This window comes from Streptomyces sp. NPDC008137 (genome assembly GCF_042957035.1).
In the GTDB taxonomy this organism is placed as follows: Bacteria; Actinomycetota; Actinomycetes; order Streptomycetales; family Streptomycetaceae; genus Streptomyces.
The window spans coordinates 1-26,524 of record NZ_JBIBHN010000053.1; the positions used below are offsets into that span (position 1 = coordinate 1).

The window sequence follows — 26,524 nt, forward strand, 5'->3', positions numbered from 1 at the left end:
CCGTCCTCGGAACGTCGCGATGGGGTTGCGTACCGACTCGCTGTTCGTTGACGCGACAACCGCTGCGGGCGGACACCCCCCGACACGGCCCCTTCTCGCCGTGCGCCGGGTGCGGGCACGTCGTGCCTCAGCTGCGGGCATGCGTGCCTCCCCCAGTGCCTTAAGGGCCTGGGAGGCATCCCGCTACGCCGGGCTGCGCACGCCCCGCCCCCAGCGTCGACGCCGGGCACCTCGAAACGCCCGCAGCGGCACCAACGCGGTGCCCCTGGCAAGAGGGTGTGTCTCACACGAGGCGGTGGTTCCAACGGTCGGGTCGGGAACCTATCGTCAAGGTCATGTTCGCTGTCTACGCCGCCCGAATCGACCGCGACCAGCCGCTGACCGGCCTGGAGTTGGGAGAGCGCCCGGCTCCCGAGGCCCGCCCCGGCTGGAGTACCGTCACGGTCAAGGCCGCCTCCCTCAATCACCACGACCTGTGGTCCCTGCGTGGCGTCGGCCTCGCAGAGGACAAGCTGCCGATGATCCTCGGCTGTGACGCCGCCGGTGTCGACGAGGACGGCAATGAGGTCGTCCTGCATTCCGTGATCGGACAGACCGGGCATGGGGTGGGGCCCAAGGAGCCCCGTTCCATCCTCACCGAGCGGTATCAGGGCACGTTCGCGGAGCAGGTCGCCGTGCCGACCTGGAACATCCTTCCCAAGCCCAAGGAGCTTTCCTTCGAGGAGGCCGCCTGCCTGCCGACGGCGTGGCTGACCGCGTACCGGATGCTGTTCACCAACGCGGGTGTCCGGCCCGGCGACTCGGTGCTGGTGCAGGGAGCCGGCGGTGGTGTCGCCACGGCCGCCATCGTGCTGGGGAAGGCGGCCGGGCTGCGGGTCTTCGCCACCAGCCGGGACGAGGCCAAGCGGAAGCGGGCCGTGGAGCTGGGGGCCGTGGAGGCGGTGGAGGCCGGGGCGCGGCTGCCGCAGCGGGTCGACGCGGTGATCGAGACCGTGGGCGCGGCGACGTGGTCGCACTCCGTGAAGTCGCTGAAGCCCGGGGGCGCGCTGGTGATTTCCGGTGCGACGAGCGGTGACCGGCCGTCGCACGCCGAGCTGACGCGGATCTTCTTTCTGGAGCTCAAGGTCGTCGGGTCGACGATGGGGACGAAGGACGAGCTGGAGGATCTGCTCGCGTTCTGTGCCGCCACCGGTGTGCGGCCCGTGATCGACGAGGTTCTGCCCATGGATCGTGCGCGTGAGGGCTTCGAGCGGCTGGCTTCGGGTGAGCAGTTCGGGAAGGTCGTGCTGACCAATTCCTGAGTGTCCTCTGCGTGGCGTTGGCGGTCGGTCCGGGATGGGCCGGCCGTTTTCGTTTGTCAACTGGGGTTGACGGAGGTCTGGTGTCAACGTAGGTTGACGGTATGACCGAAGCAACGGATCTGGCCGAGCGCGCGGGTGACCGTGATCCACGGGTCGGCCTGCGGGCCGTCGCCGCGCTGCGCAGGCTGCTGGAGCAGTTGGAAGCCGTACAGGTGCGCAATGCGCGCAATCAGGGCTGGTCGTGGCAGGAGATCGCCGCCGAACTCGGTGTGAGCAGGCAGGCCGTGCACAAAAAGTACGGGAGGCATTGATGTTCGAGCGGTTCACGAAAGACGCCCGGGGTGTGGTGAAGAGTGCGTTCGAGCACGTGGAGGGGGGAGACGGGCAGAGCGTGGAGCCGGAGCATCTGCTGCTGGCGCTGCTCGATCGTGAGGGCAGTCGTGGGTCGTTCGCGCTGACCGCTCTCGGGCTCGGGGAGCGGCGGGAGTCCGTGCGTCAGGCGCTGCGTGAGGCGCGGCGGCGGGCAGGGCTGTCGCAGGCCGATACGGATGCGCTCGCCGGGTTGGGGATCGATGTGGCCGAGATCGTCGCCCGAGTGGAGGAGGTGCATGGGGTCGGTGCCATGTCCGGTGACCGGAAGGACAAGGGGTGGTGGTCCGGGCGGCCCTCGTTCGGGCGGGGTGCCAAAAGTGTTCTGGAGCACTCCTTGCGTGTCGCTCTCGCTCAGCGGGACCGGCACATCGGTGACGAGCACATCCTGCTGGCCCTGACCATGCGCCCCGGCGTGCCGGCCGAGGTCCTCGCCGACCACGGGGTGACGTACGAGTCCCTGGTGCGGGTGCTGTACGGGGGTGGCGAGGCCAAGGCCGGGTGACGTGGCTTCCCCCTCCGGTCGGCTATTTCTTCGGCGCGCGCAGCAGCGCTCCCAGGTGGGCTGCCGCCGTCGACAGATGGCGGCGGGCGTCGCGCAGTTGGCCGGAGGTGACGCCGTGGTCGCGGGCCGCGTCGCGGATGTCGTCCCGGAAGCGGTCGAGCAGGCGGTCCAGGTCGCGGGCGGGGTCGCCGGTGGAGTCCGCCGCGTCCTCGTGGGCCCAGGCTGGTTCGTAGGCGGCCGGGAAGTCCACGGAGGGCCCTGAGGGGGCCGGCGGCTCGGGGGTGGTCGGTCGGTGGGTGTCGGATCCGGTGGCGGATTCCGTGTCGGACCCTGTGCTTGTGCCGGTCCCTGTCCAGTCGAAACCGAAGTCCTTGCCGTAGTCCTTTCCGAACTCGCCCACCTCCTTGACCAGTTCGCTCAGGCCCTCGCGCAGGCCCGTCGGCCAGTCGCCGCGGGTGAAGTGGTCCTGTACCTGTTCCTGGACCTTGCGGGCGATGTGCTGCACCTGCTCCTGGGCCTGGGCCCGGGCCTGTTCCTGGGCCTCCTTGGCCTGGCGGCGGGCGCGCTGGGCGTCCTCGCGGGCGCGGCGGCTCTCGTCCTTGGCGCGGCGGGCCTGTTCCTTCCACTCCTGCCTGGCGCGCCGCATCTCCTCCTTGGCGACGCGCCACGCCTCCTTGTCGCCGTACGCCGTGAAGTCCCCGAAGGGGGTGTCCGGTGTGCCGGAGGTCTTGCCGCCGTGGCCGCGGCGGGCCTCGGTCGCCGCCGCGCGCATCTCGCGGCGCAGGTCGCCCGCGGCTCCGCGCACATCGGCCTGGATCTCGGCGGCCAGCTCGGCGACCGACTCCCGGATCTCCAGTTCCAGATCGGCCAGTTCGCCGCTGCGGTCGGCCAGTTCGGCGCGGCCGGCGTCCGTTATGGAGTAGACCTTGCGGCCGCCCTCGGTGGTGTGGGTGACCAGTCCCTCGGCCTCCAGCTTGGCCAGGCGCGGGTAGACCGTGCCCGCCGACGGCGCGTACAGCCCCTGGAAGCGCTCCTCGAGAAGACGGATCACCTCGTAGCCGTGGCGGGGGGCCTCGTCCAGCAGCTTCAGCAGGTAGAGGCGGAGGCGGCCATGGGCGAAGACGGGGGGCATGTCAGAGCACCTTCTTGTCGGTCGTGCCGTCGGCCGGGACGCCGGCGGCGCCCTCGCCCCGGCCGGAGACGGAATTGTCTCCCGAGTCGCTCCGGGGGCCGGCCGGTGGGTCCGTCGGTGAGTTGCCCGTGTCGGGTCGTGCGTCCCATGACTCGCCCTCGTCCTCCCCGGCCGGGCGGCGGAGCAGGGCGATCGAGCCGGAGACGGTGGTGGCCCGCAGGCTGCCGTTGCCCGCGCCGAGACGGCCCGTGATCTTGTGGGCACCCCACTGGCCGTGTACCCGCAGGCCGTCGAAGGCGTTGGAGATGGCGCCGCTCGCCGTGTTGGCCTCGACTTCCGCGTCCGCCGGGTACGGCAGGCGGATCGCGATCTCGCCCGAGACGCTGGTCAGCCGCACATCCGTGGGCCCGTCCGGGTCGAGGTCGATGATCATGGAGCCGCTGACCGATTCGGCCCGCACGGAGGGGCCGGAGCCCTCGACCACCGTGAGGTCGCCGGAGACGGAGTGGAACCGGAGGTCGCCGGTCACGTCCTGGGCCTCCAGGCTGCCGGAGACCGTGTCGGCGCGGACCGGGCCGGAGAGCCCGACCAGGGTCGTGTCGCCCGTGACGCCCTTCACCACCGACGGTCCCTGGATCCCGGAGACCACGGCGGCCGCGCCGACCACCCCCACCTCCACCCGGGTGGAGGCCGGGACGGCCAGGGAGACCACCGCGCTGCGGCGCCGGCCCTTGTGGTCCAGCCACTTGAGGAAGCCCTTCCAGGGCAGGTCCTCGTAAGCCACCGTGAGTGTGCCGTCCTGCTGGGTCACCACCAGGGGCGGGCCCTCGATCTCGGAGATCTCCAGGCGGGCGGAGCCTTCGTCCGAGCCCACCACGTTCACCGTTCCGTTGACGAGCCGCACGTGCAGATCGCTCACGGACTCGTCGAACGTGAGCTTCCTCGGTTCCGCGACGGACCGCTCGGACATGGTGCAGACCTCCCCGATTCAACGCGCCATAACGCGTCTTCTCGTATTCACGATATATCGTGGGTGAGGAAAGTCAAGGCATTCGTTGTAGAGGTGGGGGGGGTGGGTAAAAGTGTTCAAAAGCGGGTGATTCGCCCTAGCGTGGGACCATGCCGACGGAAGCCGGCCGTACCGGCCCCGCAGATCCCGCTGGGGCGCTGCTGCTGTGCCGGGCGGTGCCCGGGGCCGTCGCCCCCGTCGCCCATCTGCTGCGCGAGCCCATGCAGGTCACCCGCGCGGGCGACGACTGGAGCGTGCTCGTCCCCGAGGGCGGGCCCTGGCGGGACGGCGGCGAGCCCGTCGACCGGGTGGTCACCGGCTGGGCCACGGCCCTCGCCGTCGGCGCGCCCTGGCCCGTGCTCGCCCTGTGGTGGGACGCCGACCACGCGGGCTTCCTGCTGGCGTCCGGCTTCCGCCGCCCGGTCGGCTTCGTCTGGCTCGCGAACGGCGTCCCGGCGGGGGAGGACGAGGCGATGCGCACCTTCGCCGCGCGCGTGGGCCTCGATCCCGTCCTGGGCGTCCAGGCCCTCGAGCGGCTGGCGAAGGCCGACGCCGGTGCCGATGCCCGCGCCCGGCTGCGCGGCCTGCTGGCGGTCCTCGCGCGCGTGGGCGTCGCGCCGCCTCCCTCACTCGCGCCCGGCGAGCCCGCCGGCCGTCTCCGGGAAGCCGCCGCGCACCTGCCGGACAGCCTCCCGGTCGCCTGGCCGGGCCATCGCCACCTCGCGGAACGCGACACGGCCGACACGGCCGACCGCGGCGGCCGCCTCGGCCCCTGGCTGCCATGGACCGGCGACCCCAGGGCGCGTGCCCTGGCTCTCGCTCAGGTGGCGGCGGGCGTACCGCTCCTGGCCTGGGGGCTACGGCGGCGCAGCGGGGGCGGGGGCGGGGGCGGGGGCTGGGCCGTGGCCGGAGGGCTGCTGCTGGCCAACGGCACGCTGGGTCTGGCGTACGGCCTCATGTATCCACGCGACTGACCGCTCGCCCATCCACGTGACTGACAGCTCGGGCCCGGCGATGGCTTCCTACTCGTCGTCCTCGTCGTCCAGCCGTGCCAGCCACGTCGCCAGGCGCTCCACCGGCACCTCGAAGTCGGGGTTCAGGTCGACGAACGTCCGCAGCTGCTCGGCGAGCCACTCGAAGGTGACCTCCTCCTCGCCGCGCCGCTTCTCCAGTTCCTCGATACCACGGTCCGTGAAGTACATGCCGTCAAGGATATGTGCGCGCAAACGGCCGGGCCGCACCCCCTTGGCGGGGATGCGGCCCGGTCACGCAGGACGCGCGAGGGTGCTTACGCCTCGAACACCTCACGCACCAGCTGCTCCTGCTCGGCCTGGTGCCGCTTCGCGGAACCGACCGCGGGGGACGAGCTGTGCGGGCGCGAGATGCGGCGCAGGCGCTCGCCGTGCGGGACGTCGGCGCCGACCGCCAGGTCCAGGTGGTCGATCAGGTTGAGCGCGATGAACGGCCAGGCGCCCTGGTTCGCCGGCTCCTCCTGGGCCCACAGGTACTTCTCGGCGTTCGGGTACTTCTTGATCTCCGCCTGGAGCTCGGCACCCGGCAGCGGGTACAGGCGCTCGATGCGGATGATCGCCGTGTCCGTGGCGCCGCGCTTCTGACGCTCGGCCTCCAGGTCGTAGTAGACCTTTCCGGCGCAGAAGACGACCTTCTTGACCGCGGCCGGGTCGACCGACGCGTCGCCGATGACCGGCTGGAACTGGCCCGTCGTGAACTCCTCCGCCTTCGCCGCCGCCGCCTTCAGGCGCAGCATCGACTTCGGCGTGAAGACCACCAGCGGCTTGTGGTGCGGGTTGTGCACCTGCCACCGCAGGAGGTGGAAGTAGTTCGACGGCGACGTCGGCGTGGCGACCGTCATGTTGTTCTGGGCGCACATCTGGAGGAAGCGCTCCGGGCGGGCCGAGGAGTGGTCCGGACCCTGGCCCTCGTAGCCGTGCGGCAGGAGCAGGACGACGCCGGAGGTCTGGGCCCACTTCTGCTCGGCCGACGAGATGAACTCGTCCACGACCGTCTGCGCGCCGTTGACGAAGTCGCCGAACTGCGCCTCCCACATCACGAGCGCCTCGGGGCGGGCCAGCGAGTAGCCGTACTCGAAGCCCATCGCCGCGTACTCGGAGAGGAGGGAGTTGTAGACGTTCAGCCGCGCCTGGTCCTCGGAGAGGTATTGCAGCGGCGTGTACTCCTCGCCGGTGCTGCGGTCGATGATGACCGCGTGGCGCTGGCCGAACGTACCGCGCTGCGAGTCCTGGCCCGCGAGGCGGACCGGGACGCCCTCCAGCAGGAGGGAGCCGATCGCGAGGGTCTCGCCCATGCCCCAGTCGATGGTGCCGTCCTCGACCATCGCCGCCCGGCGCTGCAGCTGCGGCAGCAGACGCGGGTGGACGGTGATGTGGTCGGGGATGTTGACCTGGGACTCGGCGATCCGCTTGACGACCTCCGAGGTGACCGCGGTGTTCACGGTGACCGGGAACTCGGCCTGCGGGTCGGTGGGCTCCGCGGCGGCCGGCTGCGAGGTGGCCTCGCGGACCTCCGTGAAGACCTTCTCCAGCTGGCCCTGGTAGTCCTGCAGCGCCTGCTCGGCCTCTTCCAGGGTGATGTCGCCGCGACCGATGAGGGACTCGGTGTAGAGCTTGCGCACCGAGCGCTTCTTGTCGATCAGGTCGTACATCAGCGGCTGGGTGAAGGCCGGGTTGTCCGACTCGTTGTGACCGCGGCGGCGGTAGCAGATGAGGTCGATCACGACGTCCTTGTTGAACGCCTGGCGGAACTCGAAGGCCAGGCGGGCAACGCGGACGACCGCCTCGGGGTCGTCGCCGTTCACGTGGAAGATCGGGGCCTCGATCATGCGGGCCACGTCCGTCGCGTACATGGAGGAACGCGAGGACTCGGGGGCCGCGGTGAAGCCGACCTGGTTGTTGATGACGATGTGGACCGTGCCACCGGTGCGGTAGCCGCGCAGCTGCGACATGTTCAGGGTCTCGGCCACCACGCCCTGGCCCGCGAAGGCCGCGTCGCCGTGGATCGCCACCGGCAGGACCGTGAAGTCCGTGCCGCCCTTGTTGATGATGTCCTGCTTGGCGCGCGAGACGCCCTCCAGGACCGGGTCCACCGCCTCCAGGTGCGAGGGGTTGGCGGTGAGCGAGACCTTGATCTGCTCGCCGTCCAGGCCGGTGAAGGTGCCCTCGGCGCCCAGGTGGTACTTCACGTCGCCGGAGCCGTGCATCGACTTCGGGTCGAGGTTGCCCTCGAACTCGCGGAAGATCTGCGCGTACGACTTGCCGACGATGTTCGCCAGGACGTTCAGCCGGCCGCGGTGGGCCATGCCGACGACGACCTCGTCGAGGCGGGACTCGGCGGCCGAGTCCAGCACCGCGTCGAGCAGCGGGATGACGGACTCGCCGCCCTCCAGGGAGAAGCGCTTCTGGCCGACGTACTTCGTCTGCAGGAAGGTCTCGAAGGCCTCCGCCGCGTTCAGCCGGCGCAGGATGCGCAGCTGCTCCTCGCGCTCCGGCTTGGTGTGCGGGCGCTCGATGCGGTCCTGGATCCACTTGCGCTGCTTGGGGTCCTGGATGTGCATGAACTCGATGCCGGTGGTGCGGCAGTACGAGTCGCGCAGCACGCCGAGGATGTCGCGCAGCTTCATCAGGGACTTGCCGGAGAAGCCGCCGACGGCGAACTCGCGCTCCAGGTCCCACAGGGTGAGCCCGTGCTCGGTGATGTCGAGGTCGGGGTGCTTGCGCTGCTGGTACTCCAGCGGGTCGGTGTCGGCCATGACGTGGCCGCGGACCCGGTAGGAGTGGATCAGCTCGAAGACTCGGGCGGCCTTCGTGACGTCGTCGTCGTGGCTGGCGTCGATGTCCTTGAGCCAGCGGACCGGCTCGTAGGGGATGCGCAGGGCCTCGAAGATGTCGTCGTAGAAGCCGTTCTCGCCGAGGAGGAGGTTCGCGACGATCCGCAGGAACTCGCCGGAGGCGGCGCCCTGGATGACCCGGTGGTCGTAGGTCGACGTGAGCGTCATGACCTTCGAGATGCCGAGCTTGTTCAGCGTGTCCTGGGAGGTGCCCTGGAACTCGGCCGGGTAGTCCATGGAGCCGACGCCCATGATCACCGACTGGCCGGGCATCAGACGCGGCACGGAGTGGACGGTGCCGAGGCCGCCGGGGTTGGTCAGGGAGACCGTCACGCCGGTGAAGTCGTCCATGCCCAGCTTGCCGTCGCGGGCGCGGCGGACGATGTCCTCGTAGGCCTGCCAGAACTCGAAGAAGTTCAGGGTCTCGGCCTTCTTGATGCCCGCGACCACGAGCTGGCGGTCGCCGTTGGGCTTGACCAGGTCGATCGCGAGGCCGAAGTTGACGTGCTCCGGCTTGACCAGGGTCGGCTTGCCGTCCTTCTCCGCGAAGGAGTAGTTCATCGACGGCATGGCCTTGATGGCCTGCACCATCGCGTAGCCGATCAGGTGCGTGAAGGAGATCTTCCCGCCCCGGGCGCGCTTCAGGTGGTTGTTGATGACGATGCGGTTGTCGAACAGCAGCTTCACCGGGACGGCGCGCACGGACGTGGCCGTGGGCACCTCCAGCGAGGCGTTCATGTTCTTCGCGACCGCGGCGGCGGGGCCGCGCAGCACGACCTGCTCGGGGCCCGAGGGGGCCTCGGCGGCGGGCTCGGCCTTCGGCTTCGCGGCGGCGGCCGGCTTGGCGGGGGCCGGAGCGGCCTTCGCCGGAGCGGCGGCTTGGGCCGGGGCCTGCGCGGCGGGCTTCGCCTGGGCGGGAGCCGGCGCGGCGGCGGGCTTCTCGGCCGCCGGTGCGGAGGCCGCGGCCGGTGCGGGGGAGGCCTGGGCCGGAGGCTGTGCGGTGGTGGTCCCCGCGGCCCCCGCGGCCGCGGTACCCGCCGGAGCCGAGGCGGCGGCCGCCCCTGGCTTGTAGTCGGCGAAGAAGTCCCACCAGGCTCGGTCTACCGAGTTCGGGTCCTGGAGGTACTGCTGATAGATCTCGTCGACGAGCCACTCGTTGGCACCGAACGACGCGGCGGGGTTCTTCCCCGCTTGGTCGGTGTCGGTCGAGATGCTCGAGTTACTGGGGGACTGTGGCGACACGGCGGCAACCGCCCTCTTCCGCTTCACAAGATGATGGACAGCGGGAATCAAGGCTACGCCTCCCGGACCGGGTAGGTCAGGCCGGGCCCGTTCAACGTCACGCAAGTCACACTTCGCAGCGTGTTTCAGGGCTGGAAATGGCGGGAAACAAGCGTGGTTCCGCTTAAGGAGGGAAGGGCGGAGCGGCACCCGGGGCGCCGATGGCGCGGGTCTGTGCCTGATCACACGTGTCCGTCAGCGCGGACGCCCGTGGATCTTGAGGCTCCGCTTCGAACTTTACGTCAACTTGGCAGAGATGGAAGTCCTGGAAGAGTGACAAGAATCCGGCAACCTCGCTCGGATTCGGCCACTCCGATCCGACCGCCGTGCAGATCCACCGCCCAGCGGGCGATCGCCAGGCCGAGGCCTGTGCCGCCGTCGCTGCCCGGACCCTGCGGCCGCTTGGCGCTGCCGCGGTTGAACCGCTCGAACACACGGTGCCACTCGGACTTCGGAATGCCGGGGCCCTCGTCCAGGACCTCCAGCTCCAGCGACTCCGGCAGCGCCCCGCGCCGCGCCTTGACCGTCACCCGGCCGTGCGGCGGGCTGTGCTTGACCGCGTTGTCGATCAGGTTGGCCACGACCTGGTGGATGCGCTCCGGGTCGGCGTGCGCGGTCAGCTCCGGCGGGGAGACGTCGAGGTGCAGATGGACGTCCGTACGGGTGTGACTGCCCGAGCCGGTGGCGATGCCCGCGCGCACGGAGGCGACCATGTTGGCCTCCTTTAGCACGCCCGACAGATACGGCCACACCTCGAAGCGCCGCTGTTTCAGCGGTACGACGCCGTTGTCCAGGCGGGACAGGTCCAGCAGCGTCTCCACCAGCCGGCCGAGCCGCTCGGTCTGCTTCAGGGCCGTGCGCATCGTCTCCGGGTCGGCCTGGGTGACGCCGTCGACGATGTTCTCCAGCACCGCGCGCAGCCCCGCGATGGGCGTGCGCAGCTCGTGCGAGACGTTCGCCACCAGCTCCTTGCGCTGGCGGTCCTGGGCCTCCAGCTCGTCGGCCATGGCGTTGATCGTCACCGCCAGGTCGCCCAGCTCGTCACGGCGGTTGTCCCGCACCCGGCGGGTGTAGTCGCCCTGTGAGATGGAGCGGGCCACCGCGGTCATCTCGTCCAGCGGCGCGGTGAGCGAATGGGCCACGAACTGCGTAATGAGGAGCGTGGCGATCATCGAGAAGACCGTGATGAAGCGCAGCTCCGTCTTCGTGTGCACCGCGATCACCGACAGACCTGTGGTGATCAGCACCGAGATGACGACCAGCGCGCCCAGCTTGGTCTTGATCGAGAACGGGCTCACCCCGCCCCAGGGTTCCGGCTCCCCGGGGTTTCTCCGTGCGGCAGGCCCGCCGCTCATGGCGTCGGGGTCTCCAGGGCGTAGCCCACGCCGTGCACCGTGCGGATGCGCTCGGCGCCGATCTTCCGGCGCAGCGCCTTGATGTGGCTGTCGACGGTCCGGGTGCCGGAGGCGTCCGCCCAGTCCCAGACCTCGGCGAGCAGCTGCTCGCGCGAGAGCACCGCGCGCGGGGTGTTCGCCAGGCAGACCAGCAGGTCGAACTCGGTGGGCGTGAGGTGAACATCCTCACTGCGCACCCGTACGCGCCGCTGCGCGTGGTCGATCTCCAGCTCGCCGAGGCGCAGGATGCCGCTGCGCGGGGTCGCCGCGGCCAGGGCGGCCCGCTCCACGCGGCGCAGCAGCACGTGCACACGCGCCGCCAGCTCCCGCATCGAGAACGGCTTCGTCATGTAGTCGTCGGCGCCGACGCCCAGACCGACCAGCATGTCGGTCTCGTCGTCGCGCGCGGTGAGCATCATCACCGGCACTGGCCGGGCGGCCTGCACGCGCCGGCAGACCTCCAGACCGTCGAAGCCGGGCAGCATGATGTCGAGGATCAGCAGGTCGGGCTGCCAGGCCTCGGCCGTGTCGACCGCCGCCGGACCGTCGCCCGCCGTTTGCACGAGGAATCCCTCGGCGCGCAGGCGGGTCGCGATGGCGTCCACGATCGTGGCGTCGTCCTCGACGACGAGAACCCGGCGCTGTGCACCCGGGCTGGCCGTCGCCGAACCGCTGTGGGAGGTCTGTGTCTGCTCCATCGCCCGCCCCTGGGGTGTGCTTTCCGGAATCAGTGGGGTGATTCCTTCTGACTGGCTATGCCTGCGCATGGTTGCGATTGACGCTTGAATGATCGGCGTCAGAGGAGCAGCGTACGGGGAGTCAGTACGCCTTTGCTATCCAGGGCGGATGCCGAGGTGTACGACGTCGGGAACGCCCCGGGCAACCGGGATCTCTTCGGTACGCACCCGCTGGAACCCGGCATTCCGCAAGGTTTCTTCGAATTCCGGAGAGGGCTGGGCGGACCAGACGGCGAGTACTCCACCGGGTCTCAACACCCGTGCGCAGCTTGCCAGTCCGGCCGCCGAGTACAGATTTCCGTTGCCCTCCGTGACGGTCCAGCCGGGGCCGTTGTCGATGTCGAGGCACAGGGCGTCGAACGTGTCGGATGTCTCATTGACGTACGTCACGAGATCGGCTTCGACGATTTTCGCGCGGGGATCGGCCAAGGCTTCGGCGGAGAACGCGGAGAGCGGCCCGTCGAGGTGCCATTCGACGATCGCGTGCTCGCGTTCCACGACCGTGATCCCTCCCCAGCGGGGGTCCGCCGCCGCGTGGGCGAGGGAGAAGCCGACGCCGAGTCCGCCGATCAGCACATCCGGGCGGGCCCGGCCGGCCAGGGCGTCCAGGGCCGCGTCGACCAGCCGCCGCTCCGAGCGGCCGTCGGAGGTGTCCATCAGGAAGCAGCCGTTCGCGATGATCTCCAGCCGGTCGCCGTGCCGTCGCAGCACGACCTCGCCGTGCGGGCCCTCGCGACGGTCCAGTACATCGGGCGTGTCGTTCGAGGTGGGCATCGGAGCATCCTGGCAGGTGCGGGGACTCCGGCGCCAAGCATTACGCAGCGGCGCGGCGGACGCGGTGCGCGGGCTCTCGGGTTGCTGTGAATCGGCTCTCGCGTGGCGCCGGTCACAGACAGTGGGGCAGGTGTACGCGAAGGCTGGGGCACGACGGAAGGAGCGCCCGTTGTGGAACGCAACGCGCCGTCCGACGAGACGGCCGTGACGGCGCCGACGGGCGCGCGCGTCTCCGGCGCGCCGGAGGTGCTGGACGGGGTTCCGAGGCAGCGGGGCCCGCGGGAGAGCCCGGATGCGGGCGTACGGGAGCCCGGCCCCGTGCGGGAGCCCCGGCTCCGGGCGCCGCTGCGGCCCTGGCGGCTGCTGCCCACGCCCACGGGCGCGCCCTTCACCTTCGGCTACGCGGTCCTCCTCGGTGTCACCTCGCTGATCTCCGCGTACGCGGACCCCGCGCTGGTCCACGCCCTGCTCCAGGGCTCCAGCACCGATGTGGCGCACCTGGTGCGGACGCCGGAGCTGGTGCTGATCGGCAGCGCGCTGTGGGTCGCTGGCGGGGTGGCCTCGCCGTTCACGATCGCGTTCGTGCTGGTGCTGACCGCGCTGGAACGGCGGATCGGCGGCCTGCGCACGGCCGGTGTCTTCCTGCTCGGGCACGTCCTGGCCACCCTGGCGACCGAGGTCCCGGTGGGGCTCGCGGTGCTGGCCGGGCACCTCCCCGACAGTTCGCTGCACCGCCTCGACTACGGCGTCAGCTTCGGCGTCGCGGCCGGCACCGGCGCCCTGGCCGGCCTTCTCTCCCCCTGGCTGCGCGTGCCCCTGCTGGCCGTCTTCGGCGGAATGCTGCTCCAGGACCTTCTCGCCCTCAGCGACCCGATGACGAACTGGGGCCACCTGATCGCCCTGGCCATCGGCATCGCGACCTGGCCGGTGCTGCGGCGGTGGCGCGCGAAACGCGCTGTCGCCGGGAGCTGAGGGCGAGGCTCGTCACGCCGGAGTGTCGTGCCGGGCGCTGGTCAGCAGGGCCACCGCCTCCCAGCCCAGTGCCTCGTAGAGCCGTCGTCCCGCGGGTGTCCCGGACAGGACGCCGGTCCGCGCCCCCTGCTGGAAGGCGGCGTGCTGGAGCGTCCGCATGACGAGGCCGCCGAGCCCTCTGCGGCGGTGCCCGGGGGCCGTCTCGATCTGGTCGGCGACGGCGGTCTCGCCCGTCGGGGCGATCTGGCCGCGCGCGGCGAGGGAGCCGTCCGGCGCGGCGACCAGTACGCGCGTCACCCCGCCGCGTGACCAGGTGCGCAGCCGGTAGCCGTCGGGAACGTCCGGAACGTCGTCCGCCGCCAGGGGGACCGTCATCAGACAGCCGGGCTCGGGGTCGATCCACCAGCTCTCGTCCAGCCAGCCGGCGACCACCGAAGGATCCCGGAACGCCTTCAGCCAGACCGCGTCCCCGGTCACGTCGCCGGCCACCTTGCGGACGGCCGTCTCGTCGAGATCCTCGCCCGTCGCGCCGAACACATGCCGTGTGACGTGGCCGATCGCCCCCACGTCGATCGTGCAGCCCCAGGGCTCGGTCACCGGTGGAGCCGCCCCGCGCGAGACGACCCATCCGTCCACCCATGCCCGCACGGTCGCTTCCATGCCGCCCCCTTGGTAATGGTCATTTCCGTATTCTGCCTGTTACGGAAATCGACCTTACCCGCCCGCCCTTTCCTCGTGTCACGAGTGATCGCTCACAGCGAACGGCGGCGGGGGAACATCCGGCAGCTCCCGTGCATTGAGTCGGCATAGCTCAACTTGACTGCCGAAGGGGAGATCATGGCTGCTGAGTCCAAGGCGTTCACACCGCTCACCCTGCCCGTGCTGCCGCTCGACGGCGAGGTCGTGCTGCCCGGCATGGTGGTCCCGCTGGATCTGAGCGACTCCGAGGTCCGTGCCGCGGTGGAGGCCGCTCAGGCCGCTGCCAGGTCAACGCCCGGGAAGCCGCGGGTACTCCTGGTGCCCAGGATCGACGGGACCTACGCGAACACCGGTGTCCTGGGCACCGTCGAGCAGGTCGGCCGGCTCGCCGACGGCGATCCCGGTGCTCTGATCCGCGGCCGGGGCCGGGTGCGCATCGGGGCGGGAACCACGGGTCCCGGCGCCGCCCTCTGGGTGGAGGGCACCCGTCTCGACGAGACCGTGCCGGATCCGCTGCCCGGCCAGGTCACCGAACTGGTGAAGGAATACAAGGCACTCGCCACCGCATGGCTGCGGGGCCGCGGCGCGTGGCAGGTCGTCGACCGGGTGCAGGCCATCGACGACGTCTCGGCGCTCGCCGACAACTCCGGCTACTCACCGTTCCTGACCACCGACCAGAAGATCGAGCTGCTGGAGACCACCGACCCGGTGGCCCGGCTGAAGCTCGCCGCCCAGCAGCTGCGCGACCACCTCGCCGAGCAGGACGTGGCCGAGTCCATCGCCAAGGACGTCCAGGAGGGCGTCGACAAGCAGCAGCGCGAGTTCCTGCTGCGGCGTCAGCTGGAAGCCGTCCGCAAGGAGCTGCGCGAGCTGAACGGCGAGCAGGACGGCGAGGAGTCCGACGACTACCGCGCCCGCGTGGAGGCCGCGGACCTGCCCGAGAACGTCCGCGAGGCCGCGCTCAAGGAGGTCGACAAGCTGGAGCGGTCCTCCGACCAGTCGCCCGAGGGCTCCTGGATCCGCACCTGGCTCGACACGGTCCTGGAGATGCCGTGGAGCGAGCGCACCGAGGACGCGTACGACATCCAGGGCGCCCAGGCCGTCCTCGACGCCGAGCACGCCGGGCTGGAGGACGTGAAGGAGCGGATCACCGAGTACCTCGCGGTGCGCAAGCGGCGTACCGACCGGGGCCTCGGCGTGGTCGGCGGGCGGCGCGGCGGTGCCGTGCTCGCGCTCGTGGGGCCGCCCGGCGTCGGCAAGACCAGCCTCGGTGAGTCCGTCGCCCACGCCATGGGCCGGAAGTTCGTGCGCGTCGCTCTCGGCGGTGTGCGCGACGAGGCCGAGATCCGCGGCCACCGGCGTACGTACGTCGGCGCCCTGCCCGGCCGTGTCGTCCGGGCCATCAAGGAGGCCGGGTCGATGAACCCGGTCGTGCTCCTCGACGAGATCGACAAGGTGGGCTCGGACTTCCGGGGCGACCCGGCCGCCGCCCTCCTCGAAGTCCTCGACCCGGCGCAGAACCACACCTTCCGGGACCACTACCTGGAGGTCGAGCTGGACCTGTCGGACGTGGTCTTCCTGGCCACCGCCAACGTCCTGGAGGCCATCCCGGAGGCGCTGGCCGACCGGATGGAGATCGTCCGCCTGGACGGCTACACCGAGGACGAGAAGGTCGTCATCGCCCGCGACCACCTGCTGCCGCGCCAGCTGGAGCGGGCCGGGCTCGCCGCCGACGAGGTGACCGTCGACGAGAGCGCGCTGCGCAAGCTCGCCGGTGAGTACACCCGCGAGGCGGGAGTCCGGAACCTGGAGCGGTCCGTCGCACGGCTGCTGCGCAAGGTCGCGGCCCAGCACGAACTGGGCGAGCGGAAGCTGCCCTGCACCGTCACGGACGGGGATCTGCGCGACCTGATCGGCCGGCCGCACCACGTGCCCGAGTCCGCGCAGGACCCGGCCGAGCGGCGGACGTCGGTGCCGGGCGTGGCGACCGGGCTCGCGGTGACCGGGGCGGGCGGTGACGTGCTGTACGTGGAGGCGTCGCTGGCCGACCCGGAGACGGGCGCGGCCGGACTGACCCTCACCGGCCAGCTGGGCGACGTGATGAAGGAGTCCGCCCAGATCGCGCTGAGCTTCCTGCGCTCCCGCGGTGCCGAGCTCGAACTGCCGGTGGGTGATCTGAAGGACCGGGGCGTGCACATCCACTTCCCGGCGGGCGCGGTCCCCAAGGACGGCCCCAGCGCCGGCATCACGATGACCACGGCCCTGGCGTCCCTGCTGTCCGGCCGGCTCGTTCGCACGGACGTGGCGATGACCGGCGAGGTCTCGCTGACCGGGCGGGTCCTGCCGATCGGCGGCGTGAAGCAGAAGCTGCTGGCCGCGCACCGCGCCGGGGTCACCACCGTGATCATCCCCAAGCGCAACGAACCCGACCTGGACGACGTCCCGGCCGAGGTGCTGGACAGGCTCGACGTCCACGCCGTGACCGACGTCCGCCAGGTCCTGGAGCTGGCGCTCGCGCCCGCGACGAACGGGGCGGCGCCGGAGGTTCCGGTGGCCGCGTGACGGAGGCCGTCGGACAGGGAAGGCCCGGGTTCTCGTGAGGGAGGCCCGGGCCTTCACCGTGTGGCGGCCCTGTGTACAGGCGTGCCGTGACCTGCGGAATACTTGCCGAACTGCGGTGATGGCGGCAGGTGACGGAAGATTTCAGTACGGGGCGACGACCGAGGCAGGGGCTGACGTGCGGGACAACGGGAACGGCGGTGGGCCGGGAGGCGAATCCGCGCTGGCCGCGAGCGGTGTGGACCAGCCCGCCTTCCTCGCGCTGGAGCGTGAGCTGACCGTGCTGCTGCGGCGCGCTCGGGCCAACCAGGGCGAGATGGCCCGCGAGGTCCACCCCGACCTGGAGTCGTCCGCGTACGGGCTCCTCGTCCGGCTCGACGAGTGCGGCAGCCAGCGGGCCACCGAGCTCGCCGGCTACATCGGCGTCGGCAAGGCCACGATGTCCCGCCAGCTCCGCGCCCTGGAGGAGCTCGGGCTGGTCGCGCGCGAGCCCGACCCCGCCGACGGCCGGGCCTGGCTCGTCGCCCTCACCCAGGAGGGCCACGACCGCGTCCGCCGGGTGCGGGAGGCCCGCCGCGCCCGCTACGCCGGCCGCCTGGCCGACTGGGACACCCACGAGGTCACGGAACTGGCCCGGCTGCTGCACCAGCTCAACCGCGGGATGGAGAAGTAGGACCGGGCAGCCGCTCAGAACTCCACGTACACGGCCGTCGCGTCGTCGTGCCGCTTGCTCCTGCCCAGGAACGCCGCGGCGGCCTCCGACCGTTCCAGTGCCCGGACGCGGTCCACCAGTGCCTGCGGGCCCTCCTTGCGCACGAGGTGGAAGCAGTCCGTCCAGTCGCCCTCCGCGAACCGCTCCACCCAGCGCGTGGCGCCGTCCGTCAGGGCCGCCAGCGCCCGGACCTGCCGGCGGGGCAGGGTTCCGGTCACCGCCCGCGTCGCCACCGAGGGGTCGGCGGCCGCCGTCCAGAAGCCGCCCTCCTTGTTGCGGACCGTGGAGTCGACCAGCGCGTCCGTGGCCAGGGCCGAGCGGGGCAGCAGGGAGAGGCGGTCGTCGAGGACGGGAGTCACGACGCCGTCGGGCGACTCCAGCAGCAGCGCGGAGTCCGAGAGCACCAGGTACTCCACCGTGGCCGGGGACCAGCGGGCCACGACCACCGTGGCCTGCGGAGTCCTGGGGTGAGAAAGGTCACAGGTTGCGGCGTGCGCCTCGGAGGTACGCGCGATGGCGCGGGACAAGGCGTCGACCAGGGGAGCATCCGGGAGTGAAACGGTCAGTTCGGTCAGGGCTCCGCCGAGGCGTGCGGTGAACCAGGGGACGGAATGCAGACAGCCCGTCCCGGCCTTCGGCGGCGTGACACCGTCCAGGACGACGACCGAACCACCCTGCCCTGAGGCCGGTAGTCCGACACTGGCGAAGTCCTCGTTGGGGCGGTCGGCGTCTCCCGGCTCCGAGGCGAGTTCAGTACGCATCCAGCCAGTCTGCACGAGCCCTTCACAAGGGTCGCAAAAGGCTGGCAATGGTTGCGGGATCGCTGCGGCAACGCAGGTCAGACGCCTGTTTTGGGATGGAATGCTTTGTTCCGGGAAGGCGTGGTGGCGAATATTGCCACCGCCCGCCGCCGGCGTCCAACCGGCTTGCCGCGCAAGGCCGCTGCAAGGGCCAGCGGAACTTGCCCCTCAACTCTCCTCCGGGGTTCACTCCTTCGGGTGGCGGGTCAGGTGATGCGCGTGCGCTGCCCACCGGCGCTGGGAGGGTCGGGAAGCGTACCGGGAGTGCGCGCCAGTTGACGGAACGTCACCCGGGCCCATGGGTTCACGAGTCAGGAATGCGAGCACCGGTGCAGAAGACGCGGCCTCGTCGTACAGGCAAGCAGACGGCCCCCGCTCAGGGCACTGAGCCGACGCCCCCCACCGGCAAGGGCCGCCCCACGCACGTACGCAACCGGCTCATCGTCGCCGTGGCCGTGGTCGCCGCGGCCATCGCCGGTGCCGGCACCCCGTCCGTCCTGGCCGCCTCCGGGCAACTCCACGACTCGCAGGAACTGGTGACGCTCGCCGAGCAGACGCAGGACGCCCTCGGGCTCGCGCACTCCCTCGCCGACGAGCGCGACGACGTCACCTCCTACATAGCGGCCGGCCGACCCAAGGCCAAGGCCCCCTCCGAGCAGCGCAGCGCCCGGGTGGACCGGCAGGTCGAGGAACTGCGGGCCGACACCGACACGCCCGCCTCGCTCCGCTCGGACCTCGACGACATCGCCGCCGTCCGCCGGGCCGCGCTCACCGGCAAGAGCAGCGCGCTCGAAGCGCACCAGGCGTACTCCACCTCCATCACCGGGCTCCACCGGCTCGCCGAACGGCTGGCGCAGCAGACGCCGCCCCGCGCGGGCGCCGGCGCCCACGCCCGGGCCGAGCTGGACTCGGCCGTCCAGCAGGCCGCCGCGGCCCGGGGCCTGCTGCTCGCCGCCCTCAGCGTGCCGCGCGGCGAGACGGTCACCGACCCCGTCACCGGTCTGCCGGCCGAGACCTCCTCCGACGCCGACTCCCGGCAGCGTGACGCCCTGAGCGCCGCCGCCCAGCAGGCCCGGCTGCGCTCCGACGCGGCACTCGCCGACTTCCGCGACACCGCGCCCAAGGCGTCCCGCACCTCGTTCGACTCCACGGTCACCGGCACCGAGGTCAACTCCGCCGAGAAGTACCTCGCCGCCCTCACCGACCAGCCGACGCTGGCGGGAGACGAGCAGTCCGTCAACACCAAGCGGCTGGACGCGGCCCTCTCGGCCCGGGTCGACCTGATGCGCGGCGTGGAGTCCGCCCTCTACGACCGGAGCACCAAGGACCTCGAGGCGCTGCGCGACGACGACGTCACCGCGCTGGAGATCCGCATCGCCGTCCTCGGCGCGCTCATGCTGCTCGCCGTCGGCGTCGCCACGGGCATGGCCCGCAGCCTCACCCGGCCCCTGGCGGTCCTGCGGCTGGGGTCGAAGCGCCTCGCCGAGGCCGAGGACCCGGCGGCCGAGGAACCGGTCAAGTTCACCGGCCGCAATGACGAGTTCGCCCAGGTCGTCCGCTCCGTCAACGCCCTGCACGCGCACGCGGCCGGTCTGACCGAGCGGATCACCACGCTGGAGTCCGACCGCAAGCACCTCGTCGGCCAGCGCCAGAAGATGGCCGACGCACGCGAGGAACTGCGTGGCGAACTCGCCGAGTCCGTCGCCCAGCTGGAGCGGGTGCGCACGGCCATCGGCGGCACGTTCGTCAACCTCGCGCTGCGCACCCTCGGACTGGTCGAGCGGCAACTGGCCGTCATCGAGAACCTGGAGGAGCGCGAGCAGGACCCGGACCGGCTCGCGACCCTGTTCAAGCTCGACCACTTCGCGACGGTCATGCGCCGGCACAGCGAGAACCTCCTGGTCCTCGCCGGCACCGAGCACGTCCAGCACGCCGCCGGGCCCGTTCCGCTCGTGGACATCGTCCGTGCCGCGGTGAGCGAGATCGAGCGGTACGAGCGCGTTCGTATCGCCGCGCTGCCGCCGCACGCGCACATAGCCGGGTTCGCCGCGGACGACCTGTCCCACCTGCTGGCCGAACTCATGGAGAACGCAACGTCGTTCTCGCCGCCCGACCTGCCCGTCGAGGTCTCCGGCTGGCTGCTGGAGAACGGCGAGGTCATGCTCTCCGTCCAGGACGAGGGCATCGGCATGACCGAGGACCGGCTGGAGCGCCTGAACTCCCGCCTGGCCGACTTCGACCCGGAGGCGCCCTACGACCAGGAGGGCGAGGACGGTCTCGGCCTCGGCCTGTACGTCGTGGCCCGCCTCGCCCACCGGCACGGGGTGCGCGTGCAGTTGCGCGAGCAGAAGCAGGGCGGTGTCGCGGCCGTCGTCGTCCTGCCCCGCAACCTCTTCGCCGCCGCCCCGCACACGGCCGTCCCGTCCTCCGGCCCGCTCTCCGCCACGACCCACACCGTCTCCTTCCCGGGCGCCGACGCCGAGGCCAACTCCAACGTCCTGCACGGCCGCGCCGGCGGCGGGGACCCCCTGGTGGCACTGGCGGAGAAGGCGGTACGACGGGACGAGGCGACGGAGGCCGCCGAGCACCCGGAGCCGGCGGAAGCCGAGACGCCGACGGACGTCGAGACGCAGGCGGAAGCCGAGACGCCGGCGGAGCCCGAGGCTCAGGTGGAGCCCGAGGTGCCCTCCGCACCGGCGGAGACCCCTGCCGAGACCACGATGGAGCTGCTGCTTCCGGTGCCGGAGGGGGACCCGGAGCCGACGCAGCACGATTCCGCGGCCGCCGACGGCGGTTCCGCCCCACAGGGGCCACCCGCACTCGACCACGAAACCCGCACGGGGGGTGCGGGTGGGAACGAAGACGCCGAAGGCGAAGCCGAGGCGGAACACGAGCGCGTCACCGACAAGGGCCTCCCCAAGCGCACCCCGAAGATCACCGCCCAGACCACCGCTCCACGCCAGCGCAGCGGCTCGGTGGACGCCGAGGCTCTCCGCCGCCGCCTCGGCGGCTTCCGCCAGGGCGCCCAGGCCGGCTACCGCGAGGTGGAGGCGGAGATCGCCGAGCAGACGGCCTCGCACAAGCGGCCGGTGACCGGCACATCAGGACCAGTTGAATCCGAAGAAGCCACGGGGGGCACAGCCGAGGAGGCAAGCAGTTGACCGCTCCCAGTACCTTCGGACTGATCGGGCTGAGCAGTGAGGCCCGCAACCTGCACTGGCTGCTGACCAACCTCGTCGAGGAGGTACCCGGCATCCTGTCGGTCGCGGTCGTCTCCTCCGACGGACTGCTCCTGCTCTCCTCCGACGACCACCGCAACCGGCAGGCCAGGGAAGCCCTGCAGGCCCGCGGTACCAAGCGGACCGGCCCGCGCGGCTCCGCCGCAGACCTGGCCACCATCGTCTCCGGCATCGGCAGCCTCACCGTCGGCGCCGCCAAGCTGATGGACTTCGGCGGGGTCCGGCACACCATGGTCGCGATGGACGAGGGCAGCCTGTTCGTGATGTCGATCAGCGACGGCTCGCTGCTCGGCGTCCACGGCTCCGCGGAGTGCGACATGAGCGTGGTGGCGTACCACATGGCCCTGTTCGTCGGCCGCGCCGGCCATGTCCTGACGCCCGAACTCCGCAGCGAGCTCCGTAGTTCCCTGGAGCGGTCCCAGACGACGGGGAGTGCCCGATGAGCAGTACGCCGAAGCATCACCTCCCGGTCCGCGGCGGTGACCGCAAACCCGCCCGGGTCCGCCCCTACTCGCTCACCGGCGGCCGCACCCGGTTCGGCCACGTCCTCCTGGTGGAGACGTTCGTGGCGAGCACGGCCGCGCTGGAGGCCCCGGAGGAGCGCCGGGAACTGACCAACGGCTCCCTCTCCACCCGCGTGATGCCGGAACTCCAGGCCATCGTCGAACTGTGCCGCCGGATGCGTACGGTGGCCGAGATCGCCGCGCTGCTGAAGATGCCGCTCGGCGTGGTCCGCGTGCTCCTCAGCGACCTCGCGGACCAGGGAAAGATTCGTGTGTACGGCACGGGAACCGGCCACGGCACGGGCCGCCCGGACCGGGCTCTGCTGGAAAGGGTGCTGAGTGGACTCCGTCGTCTCTGACGCCGCTCACGGCGTCTCCGCAACATCCCCGTTCGTCCAGCCCGACGCGAGCATGCACGCCTGGGAGACGGACCGCACCCGCGCACCCATCGCCACGAAGATCGTGGTGGCGGGCGGCTTCGGCGTGGGCAAGACCACCCTGGTCACCGCCGTCTCGGAGATCACGCCCCTGCAGACCGAGGCGCTGATGACCGAGGCGAGCGAGGCCACCGACGACCTCACCGCAACACCGGGCAAGACCACCACCACCGTGGCCATGGACTTCGGCCGCCTCACGCTCGACGACGACCTGGTGCTCTACCTGTTCGGTACGCCGGGCCAGCAGCGGTTCTGGTTCATGTGGGACGACATCGTGCGCGGCGCGATCGGCGCGGTCGTCATGGCCGACACACGGCGGCTGAAGGACTGCTTCCCGGTACTGGACTACTTCGAGAGCTCCGGACTGCCGTACGTGGTCGCGGTCAACCACTTCGACGACAGCGAGCTGTTCGAGCCGGAGGACGTGCGGGAGGCCCTGACCATCCCGCGGCACATACCTGTCATGATCATGGACGCGCGTCGCCGGATCTCCGTGATCGAGACCCTCCTGGCCCTGGTGGGCCACGCGCTCGACGAAACCCCCGAGTAGAGGACAGCCCCGCATGCGGAAGATACTCGTCGTCGGAGCCGGTCAGTCCGGACTCCAGATCGCTCTCGGCCTCCAGTCGCAGGGGTACGAGGTCACCCTGATGTCCAACCGGACGGCGGACGAGATCCGTACCGGCCGGGTCATGTCGACGCAGTGCATGTTCCACACGGCACTGCAGCACGAGCGCGATCTCCAGCTGAACTTCTGGGAGTCCCAGGCCCCGAAGATCCAGGGGCTCGGCGTCTCGGTCGCCGCCCCCGGCTCCTGGGCCGAGGGTCCCGCGGCGCGTGCCATCGACTGGCTGGGCAGGCTCGACGGGTACGCGCAGTCGGTCGACCAGCGCGTGAAGATGGCCGGCTGGATGGAGACGTTCGCACAGCGCGGCGGCCAGCTCGTCATCCACGGCGCGGCCGTCGGCGACCTCGACTACTTCTCCCGCACCTACGACCTGGTGCTGGTCGCGGCCGGCAAGGGCGAGCTCGTCCAGATGTTCGGCCGGGACGCGGAGCGTTCCCCCTACAGCGAGCCGCAGCGCGCGCTGGCCGTGTCGTACGTCCACGGTCTGGGCCCGCGCCCCGAGCACCCGGACACCGAAGGGGTCCGCTGCAACCTGGTGCCGGGCGTCGGCGAACTGTTCGTCATGCCCACCCTGACCACCTCCGGCCGTGCCGACATCCTGTTCTGGGAGGGCATACCCGGCGGCCCGCTCGACGCCTTCGGCGGCGTCAAGGACCCCGCGGAGCACCTCTCCCTGACCCTGGAACTCATGGAGCGGTACGTCCCCTGGGAGTACGCGCGGGCCACCAAGGTCGAGCTGACGGACGCGGGCGGCACGCTGGCCGGCCGTTACGCCCCCACCGTCCGCAACCCCATCGGCCGCCTCCCCAGCGGCGGTCTCGTGCTGGGTGTGGCGGACGTCGTCGTCGCGAACGACCCGATCACCGGGCAGGGCTCCAACTCGGCGTCCAAGTGCGCCGCCGCGTACCTCTCCGCGATCGTCGAGCACGGTGACAAGCCGTTCGACGAGGAGTGGATGCGGTCCGCCTTCGACCGCTACTGGGCCACCGCCCAGCACGTCACCAAGTGGACCAACGCGATGCTCGCGCCGCCGCCGGAGCACATCCTGAACCTGATCGGCGCCGCCGGCGAGCTCCAGCCGGCCGCCGACCGGTTCGCCAACGGGTTCAACGACCCGGCCGACTTCGAGAACTTCTTCTACGACCCGGAGAAGACGGGGGCCTACCTGGCCGAGCTGTCCGGGGCGGGCGCGGCGTAGCCGTCGTACCCGTCGTCAGACCCGTCCGTGGCGTTCCGCGGAAGCTTCGGCGGCGCGTACCGCCGCAGGGGCTTCCCGGACGGGTCCGGGCGTACGGCGCCCAGGAGCGGGTTGGCCGCGATCGGCGACACCTTCACCTTCGCGCCCGGGCGGGGTGCCTGGACGACCATGCCGTCGCCGAGGTACAGCGCCACATGCGTGGCCTCGGGGAAGTACACGACCAGGTCCCCCGGGCGCAGCTCGGCGAGCGGGATGCGCTTCAGCCGCTTCCACTGCTCCTGGCTGGTCCGGGGGATGGGCGCCCCGGCCTCCGCCCAGGCCTGCGAGGTCAGCCCCGAGCAGTCGTACGACTTAGGGCCCTCCGCGCCCCACTCGTACGGCTTGCCGAGCTGCCGGACGACGTAGCGCACGGCTCGGTCGCCCTCCGCTGACGGTCTGCGGACGCTGCTGAGGGCGCCGGACGCCATGAATTTCTTCTGGGCCCTCGTGATCCCGTTCCTCTCGAACTCGGAGAGGGCGGCGAGCTGGTCGCGACTGAGGGTGGCGAGGAGTTCCTCGACGTCGTGCAGGCGTTTGACGACCTGGTCCCGTTCCTTCTTGCGCCGCTCGGTGAGGGTGAGCTGCGCGTCGAGGGCCTTGCGGGCCTTGCGGGCGAGGTCGTCGGCCTTTCGCTCGTCGCCCGTCAGGCGGTTGATCGTGTCGGCCCGGTCCTGTGCGATCCGGGCGATCACATGGCCCTGGTCGATCGCGTGCTGGGGGTCGCGGGCCAGCAGCAGGCGTACGTACGGAGAGATGTCGGTGCTGCTCTGGTACTGCTGCCGGGCCAGGCGGCCGACCTCGGCCCGGCTGTCGTGCAGGGAGAGCCGGGCGCGGGCCAGGGCGCGGTTCAGGCGGTCGGTCTCGGAGCGCTGCTTCTGCAGCTTTTCCTCGGTGGCGTTGTAGGCCTCGGTGGCCTGTTCGGCCTTGCGGTAGAGCTGCTGAAGGTCGGTCAGGAGGTAGGCGAGGGAGGCCGGGGGTGGTCCGGGGTCGGGTTTCGGGGCTGCTGTGGCGGGGAGGGGAGCGAGGGCTGTTGCTGCCATCGCCGTCGTACAGGCCAGACGCAGAAGGGTTCCTGACACGCCATCACCTCCGATGTAGGGGCGGCCTTCGGCCACCGGACATCGTGAGGATGAGGGGTGTGGGGGTGGTGTGTGCGGTAAGCCTGCGCGGTTCGGCGCAACAGGGTCACCCGTCGGCGTCGTCCCGCTTGCCGGGCGGCGTGGCGTGTGGCTTCGACCAGGGCCATGTGAGCCGCCGGGGCGGGACGCCCTCGGGGGCGTACTCGTACTTCCAGCGGTTGGTCAGGCCGGCCCTGCCCGGGCCGCGGGGGACGCGGCGGTAGACGAGCACGGTGGGGGGTCCGCCGGCGGGGTCCGGGACGGGGATGCGGTACGTCTTGGGCGGGTGGCCGGTGATGCCGAGCAGGACGGGCAGGGCCCTGCCGTCCATGGGGCCGCCCTCGAAGGGGGTGTCTTCGCTCTTCACGTGATCAGTGTCAGACATCCTCGGCGAGGGCCTGGACCAGGGCGTCGGTCTGCGGGTCACGGCGGGCCGTCACCGACAGCATGGCCACGAACTGCTCGACCAGCCAGTCGCGGAGGTCCTCGGCGGGGGGCTGTTTGTCCTCGTCGAGCCAGATGAGGCTGGAGGCCTCGACGGCCGTGATCCACATGCGGATGGTCATGCGCAGGCGGGGGCCGGGGGTGCTGACCTCCAGGTGGCGGACGATGTGCTCGGCGGCGGCGCGGCGTACGCCGTCGACGATGGCGGTGGTCCGTGAGGTCTCCACGACGCTGCCACCCTGGAGGAGGGCGCTGAAGCCGGCGTCGTGCTGGTCGACGAAGGCGAGGTAGCGGTCGAGGGCGCGGGACAGCCGGGGGAGGAGGGGGCCCTCGCGGGGTTCGTCGAAGCAGGTTCGGAGCTCGTCGGCGGCGGAGCGGAGGGCGGCTTCGTAGAGCTGCTGCTTGCCGCCGGGGAAGTAGCGGTAGACCAGGGGGCGCGAGACCCCCGCCGCCTCCGCCACGTCGTCGAGGGACACCTCCTCGGGGGCGCGGTGGGCGAAGAGGTTCAGTGCGGAGGTGAGCAGCTGGCTGCGGCGTTCCTCGACGCTGAGTCGCCGGTAGGCGGGGGTGGGGGCGGCTGGGGTCATGAGTCGCAGCGTAGTCGGGGGCCGGGTGCCTGCGGCGTCTGTGCGGGTTCGGTGGGGGTGGGTGTGCGTGCGCGTGGCGCCGGCCGGTGGGGGGGCGGGGGCGGGGCGGGGGGGGGGGGGGGGGGGGGGGGGGCCGGGGGGGGGGGGGGCCCCGCGGGGGGTGTTGGGGGCCCAACCCCCGCGGGGGGCCCCCCCCCCCCACACCCCCCACCCTGGCGGGGC

At 71.5% G+C, this 26,524-nt stretch carries 24 protein-coding genes; 12 read left to right on the plus strand and 12 right to left on the minus strand.

Features of this window, described 5'->3' with window-relative positions:
* Nucleotides 1–335 precede the first annotated feature (335 nt).
* The 3 genes from ACFZBT_RS39735 to ACFZBT_RS39745 all read left to right on the plus strand — a co-directional run bounded on the left by ACFZBT_RS39735 (nucleotide 336) and on the right by ACFZBT_RS39745 (nucleotide 2,175).
* Nucleotides 336–1,301 carry a zinc-binding dehydrogenase gene (locus ACFZBT_RS39735; protein WP_391115104.1) on the plus strand — a complete coding sequence of 322 codons (966 nt, stop codon included), beginning with the start codon at nucleotides 336–338 and terminating at the stop codon, nucleotides 1,299–1,301.
* A 101-nt stretch (nucleotides 1,302–1,402) separates the two neighbouring features.
* A complete protein-coding gene (locus ACFZBT_RS39740; protein WP_004925761.1) occupies nucleotides 1,403–1,612 on the plus strand; it encodes an HTH domain-containing protein in 210 nt (69 codons plus the stop codon).
* Nucleotides 1,612–2,175: a Clp protease N-terminal domain-containing protein gene (locus tag ACFZBT_RS39745; RefSeq protein ID WP_391115108.1), complete on the plus strand. Its 564-nt coding sequence runs from the start codon at nucleotides 1,612–1,614 to the stop codon at nucleotides 2,173–2,175. The genes ACFZBT_RS39740 and ACFZBT_RS39745 overlap by 1 nt, the downstream gene beginning before the upstream one ends.
* Nucleotides 2,176–2,197: 22 nt before the next feature.
* On the opposite strand, the gene ACFZBT_RS39750 is transcribed toward ACFZBT_RS39745, so the two are convergent.
* Both ACFZBT_RS39750 and ACFZBT_RS39755 read right to left on the minus strand, forming a co-directional pair.
* Nucleotides 2,198–3,307 (minus strand): helix-turn-helix transcriptional regulator, encoded by a 1,110-nt coding sequence (locus tag ACFZBT_RS39750; RefSeq protein ID WP_391115111.1) that lies wholly within the window; start codon nucleotides 3,305–3,307, stop codon nucleotides 2,198–2,200.
* Nucleotide 3,308: 1 nt separating this feature from the next.
* Nucleotides 3,309–4,277 carry a DUF4097 family beta strand repeat-containing protein gene (locus tag ACFZBT_RS39755; protein WP_391115114.1) on the minus strand — a complete coding sequence of 323 codons (969 nt, stop codon included), beginning with the start codon at nucleotides 4,275–4,277 and terminating at the stop codon, nucleotides 3,309–3,311.
* 149 nt (nucleotides 4,278–4,426) lie between these two features.
* On the opposite strand from ACFZBT_RS39755, the gene ACFZBT_RS39760 reads away from it, so the two are divergent.
* Nucleotides 4,427–5,290, plus strand: a complete 864-nt coding sequence (locus tag ACFZBT_RS39760) for a hypothetical protein (protein WP_391115117.1) — start codon at nucleotides 4,427–4,429, stop codon at nucleotides 5,288–5,290.
* Nucleotides 5,291–5,338: 48 nt separating this feature from the next.
* Here ACFZBT_RS39760 and ACFZBT_RS39765 read toward each other — a convergent pair whose 3' ends face one another.
* The 5 genes from ACFZBT_RS39765 to ACFZBT_RS39785 all read right to left on the minus strand — a co-directional run bounded on the left by ACFZBT_RS39765 (nucleotide 5,339) and on the right by ACFZBT_RS39785 (nucleotide 12,367).
* Nucleotides 5,339–5,518, minus strand: coding sequence for a DUF6104 family protein (locus tag ACFZBT_RS39765; protein ID WP_003992906.1), 180 nt, complete (start codon nucleotides 5,516–5,518; stop codon nucleotides 5,339–5,341).
* 86 nt (nucleotides 5,519–5,604) lie between these two features.
* Nucleotides 5,605–9,423, minus strand: a complete 3,819-nt coding sequence (locus ACFZBT_RS39770) for a multifunctional oxoglutarate decarboxylase/oxoglutarate dehydrogenase thiamine pyrophosphate-binding subunit/dihydrolipoyllysine-residue succinyltransferase subunit (protein ID WP_391115120.1) — start codon at nucleotides 9,421–9,423, stop codon at nucleotides 5,605–5,607.
* Nucleotides 9,424–9,704: 281 nt separating this feature from the next.
* The gene (locus tag ACFZBT_RS39775) at nucleotides 9,705–10,817 is read right to left on the minus strand and encodes a HAMP domain-containing sensor histidine kinase (RefSeq protein ID WP_215118566.1); all 1,113 of its coding nucleotides are present in this window, start codon (nucleotides 10,815–10,817) and stop codon (nucleotides 9,705–9,707) included.
* Nucleotides 10,814–11,554, minus strand: a complete 741-nt coding sequence (locus ACFZBT_RS39780) for a response regulator (protein ID WP_391115125.1) — start codon at nucleotides 11,552–11,554, stop codon at nucleotides 10,814–10,816. The genes ACFZBT_RS39775 and ACFZBT_RS39780 overlap by 4 nt, the downstream gene beginning before the upstream one ends.
* Before the next feature lie 135 nt (nucleotides 11,555–11,689).
* Nucleotides 11,690–12,367 (minus strand): spermidine synthase, encoded by a 678-nt coding sequence (locus tag ACFZBT_RS39785; protein WP_391115128.1) that lies wholly within the window; start codon nucleotides 12,365–12,367, stop codon nucleotides 11,690–11,692.
* A 171-nt stretch (nucleotides 12,368–12,538) separates the two neighbouring features.
* Here ACFZBT_RS39785 and ACFZBT_RS39790 point away from each other — a divergent pair, with 171 nt between their 5' ends.
* Nucleotides 12,539–13,339, plus strand: a complete 801-nt coding sequence (locus ACFZBT_RS39790; protein ID WP_391115130.1) for a rhomboid-like protein — start codon at nucleotides 12,539–12,541, stop codon at nucleotides 13,337–13,339.
* A 12-nt stretch (nucleotides 13,340–13,351) separates the two neighbouring features.
* Here the strand turns inward: ACFZBT_RS39790 and ACFZBT_RS39795 are convergent, their stop codons facing one another.
* A complete protein-coding gene (locus ACFZBT_RS39795; protein ID WP_391115133.1) occupies nucleotides 13,352–13,999 on the minus strand; it encodes a GNAT family N-acetyltransferase in 648 nt (215 codons plus the stop codon).
* A 177-nt stretch (nucleotides 14,000–14,176) separates the two neighbouring features.
* On the opposite strand from ACFZBT_RS39795, the gene lon reads away from it, so the two are divergent.
* Nucleotides 14,177–16,600, plus strand: coding sequence for an endopeptidase La (gene lon, locus ACFZBT_RS39800; RefSeq protein WP_391115136.1), 2,424 nt, complete (start codon nucleotides 14,177–14,179; stop codon nucleotides 16,598–16,600).
* A gap of 175 nt (nucleotides 16,601–16,775) precedes the next feature.
* Nucleotides 16,776–17,270 (plus strand): MarR family transcriptional regulator, encoded by a 495-nt coding sequence (locus tag ACFZBT_RS39805; RefSeq protein ID WP_391115139.1) that lies wholly within the window; start codon nucleotides 16,776–16,778, stop codon nucleotides 17,268–17,270.
* Between the two features lie 14 nt (nucleotides 17,271–17,284).
* Here the strand turns inward: ACFZBT_RS39805 and ACFZBT_RS39810 are convergent, their stop codons facing one another.
* Nucleotides 17,285–18,070, minus strand: coding sequence for a protein phosphatase 2C domain-containing protein (locus ACFZBT_RS39810; RefSeq protein WP_391115142.1), 786 nt, complete (start codon nucleotides 18,068–18,070; stop codon nucleotides 17,285–17,287).
* A gap of 368 nt (nucleotides 18,071–18,438) precedes the next feature.
* On the opposite strand from ACFZBT_RS39810, the gene ACFZBT_RS39815 reads away from it, so the two are divergent.
* From ACFZBT_RS39815 to ACFZBT_RS39835, 5 genes are read left to right on the plus strand one after another with little or no spacing between them, the layout of a single operon-like run.
* Nucleotides 18,439–21,270: a nitrate- and nitrite sensing domain-containing protein gene (locus ACFZBT_RS39815; RefSeq protein ID WP_391115146.1), complete on the plus strand. Its 2,832-nt coding sequence runs from the start codon at nucleotides 18,439–18,441 to the stop codon at nucleotides 21,268–21,270.
* The gene (locus ACFZBT_RS39820) at nucleotides 21,267–21,791 is read left to right on the plus strand and encodes a roadblock/LC7 domain-containing protein (protein ID WP_184590512.1); all 525 of its coding nucleotides are present in this window, start codon (nucleotides 21,267–21,269) and stop codon (nucleotides 21,789–21,791) included. The genes ACFZBT_RS39815 and ACFZBT_RS39820 overlap by 4 nt, the downstream gene beginning before the upstream one ends.
* A complete protein-coding gene (locus ACFZBT_RS39825; RefSeq protein WP_184590510.1) occupies nucleotides 21,788–22,210 on the plus strand; it encodes a DUF742 domain-containing protein in 423 nt (140 codons plus the stop codon). Before ACFZBT_RS39820 ends, ACFZBT_RS39825 begins: the two co-directional genes overlap by 4 nt.
* The gene (locus tag ACFZBT_RS39830; RefSeq protein ID WP_261683653.1) at nucleotides 22,191–22,838 is read left to right on the plus strand and encodes an ATP/GTP-binding protein; all 648 of its coding nucleotides are present in this window, start codon (nucleotides 22,191–22,193) and stop codon (nucleotides 22,836–22,838) included. The genes ACFZBT_RS39825 and ACFZBT_RS39830 overlap by 20 nt, the downstream gene beginning before the upstream one ends.
* A gap of 13 nt (nucleotides 22,839–22,851) precedes the next feature.
* Nucleotides 22,852–24,114 carry a styrene monooxygenase/indole monooxygenase family protein gene (locus tag ACFZBT_RS39835; protein ID WP_391115151.1) on the plus strand — a complete coding sequence of 421 codons (1,263 nt, stop codon included), beginning with the start codon at nucleotides 22,852–22,854 and terminating at the stop codon, nucleotides 24,112–24,114.
* Here ACFZBT_RS39835 and ACFZBT_RS39840 read toward each other — a convergent pair.
* From ACFZBT_RS39840 to ACFZBT_RS39850, 3 genes are all read right to left on the minus strand, one after another.
* Complete coding sequence (locus ACFZBT_RS39840) at nucleotides 24,078–25,232, minus strand: NlpC/P60 family protein (RefSeq protein ID WP_391115154.1); 1,155 nt, start codon at nucleotides 25,230–25,232, stop codon at nucleotides 24,078–24,080. The two genes, ACFZBT_RS39835 and ACFZBT_RS39840, sit on opposite strands and share 37 nt — an antisense overlap.
* A 106-nt stretch (nucleotides 25,233–25,338) precedes the next feature.
* Complete coding sequence (locus tag ACFZBT_RS39845; RefSeq protein ID WP_391115157.1) at nucleotides 25,339–25,638, minus strand: hypothetical protein; 300 nt, start codon at nucleotides 25,636–25,638, stop codon at nucleotides 25,339–25,341.
* 10 nt (nucleotides 25,639–25,648) lie between these two features.
* The gene (locus ACFZBT_RS39850; protein WP_391115160.1) at nucleotides 25,649–26,302 is read right to left on the minus strand and encodes a TetR family transcriptional regulator; all 654 of its coding nucleotides are present in this window, start codon (nucleotides 26,300–26,302) and stop codon (nucleotides 25,649–25,651) included.
* Nucleotides 26,303–26,524 lie beyond the last annotated feature (222 nt).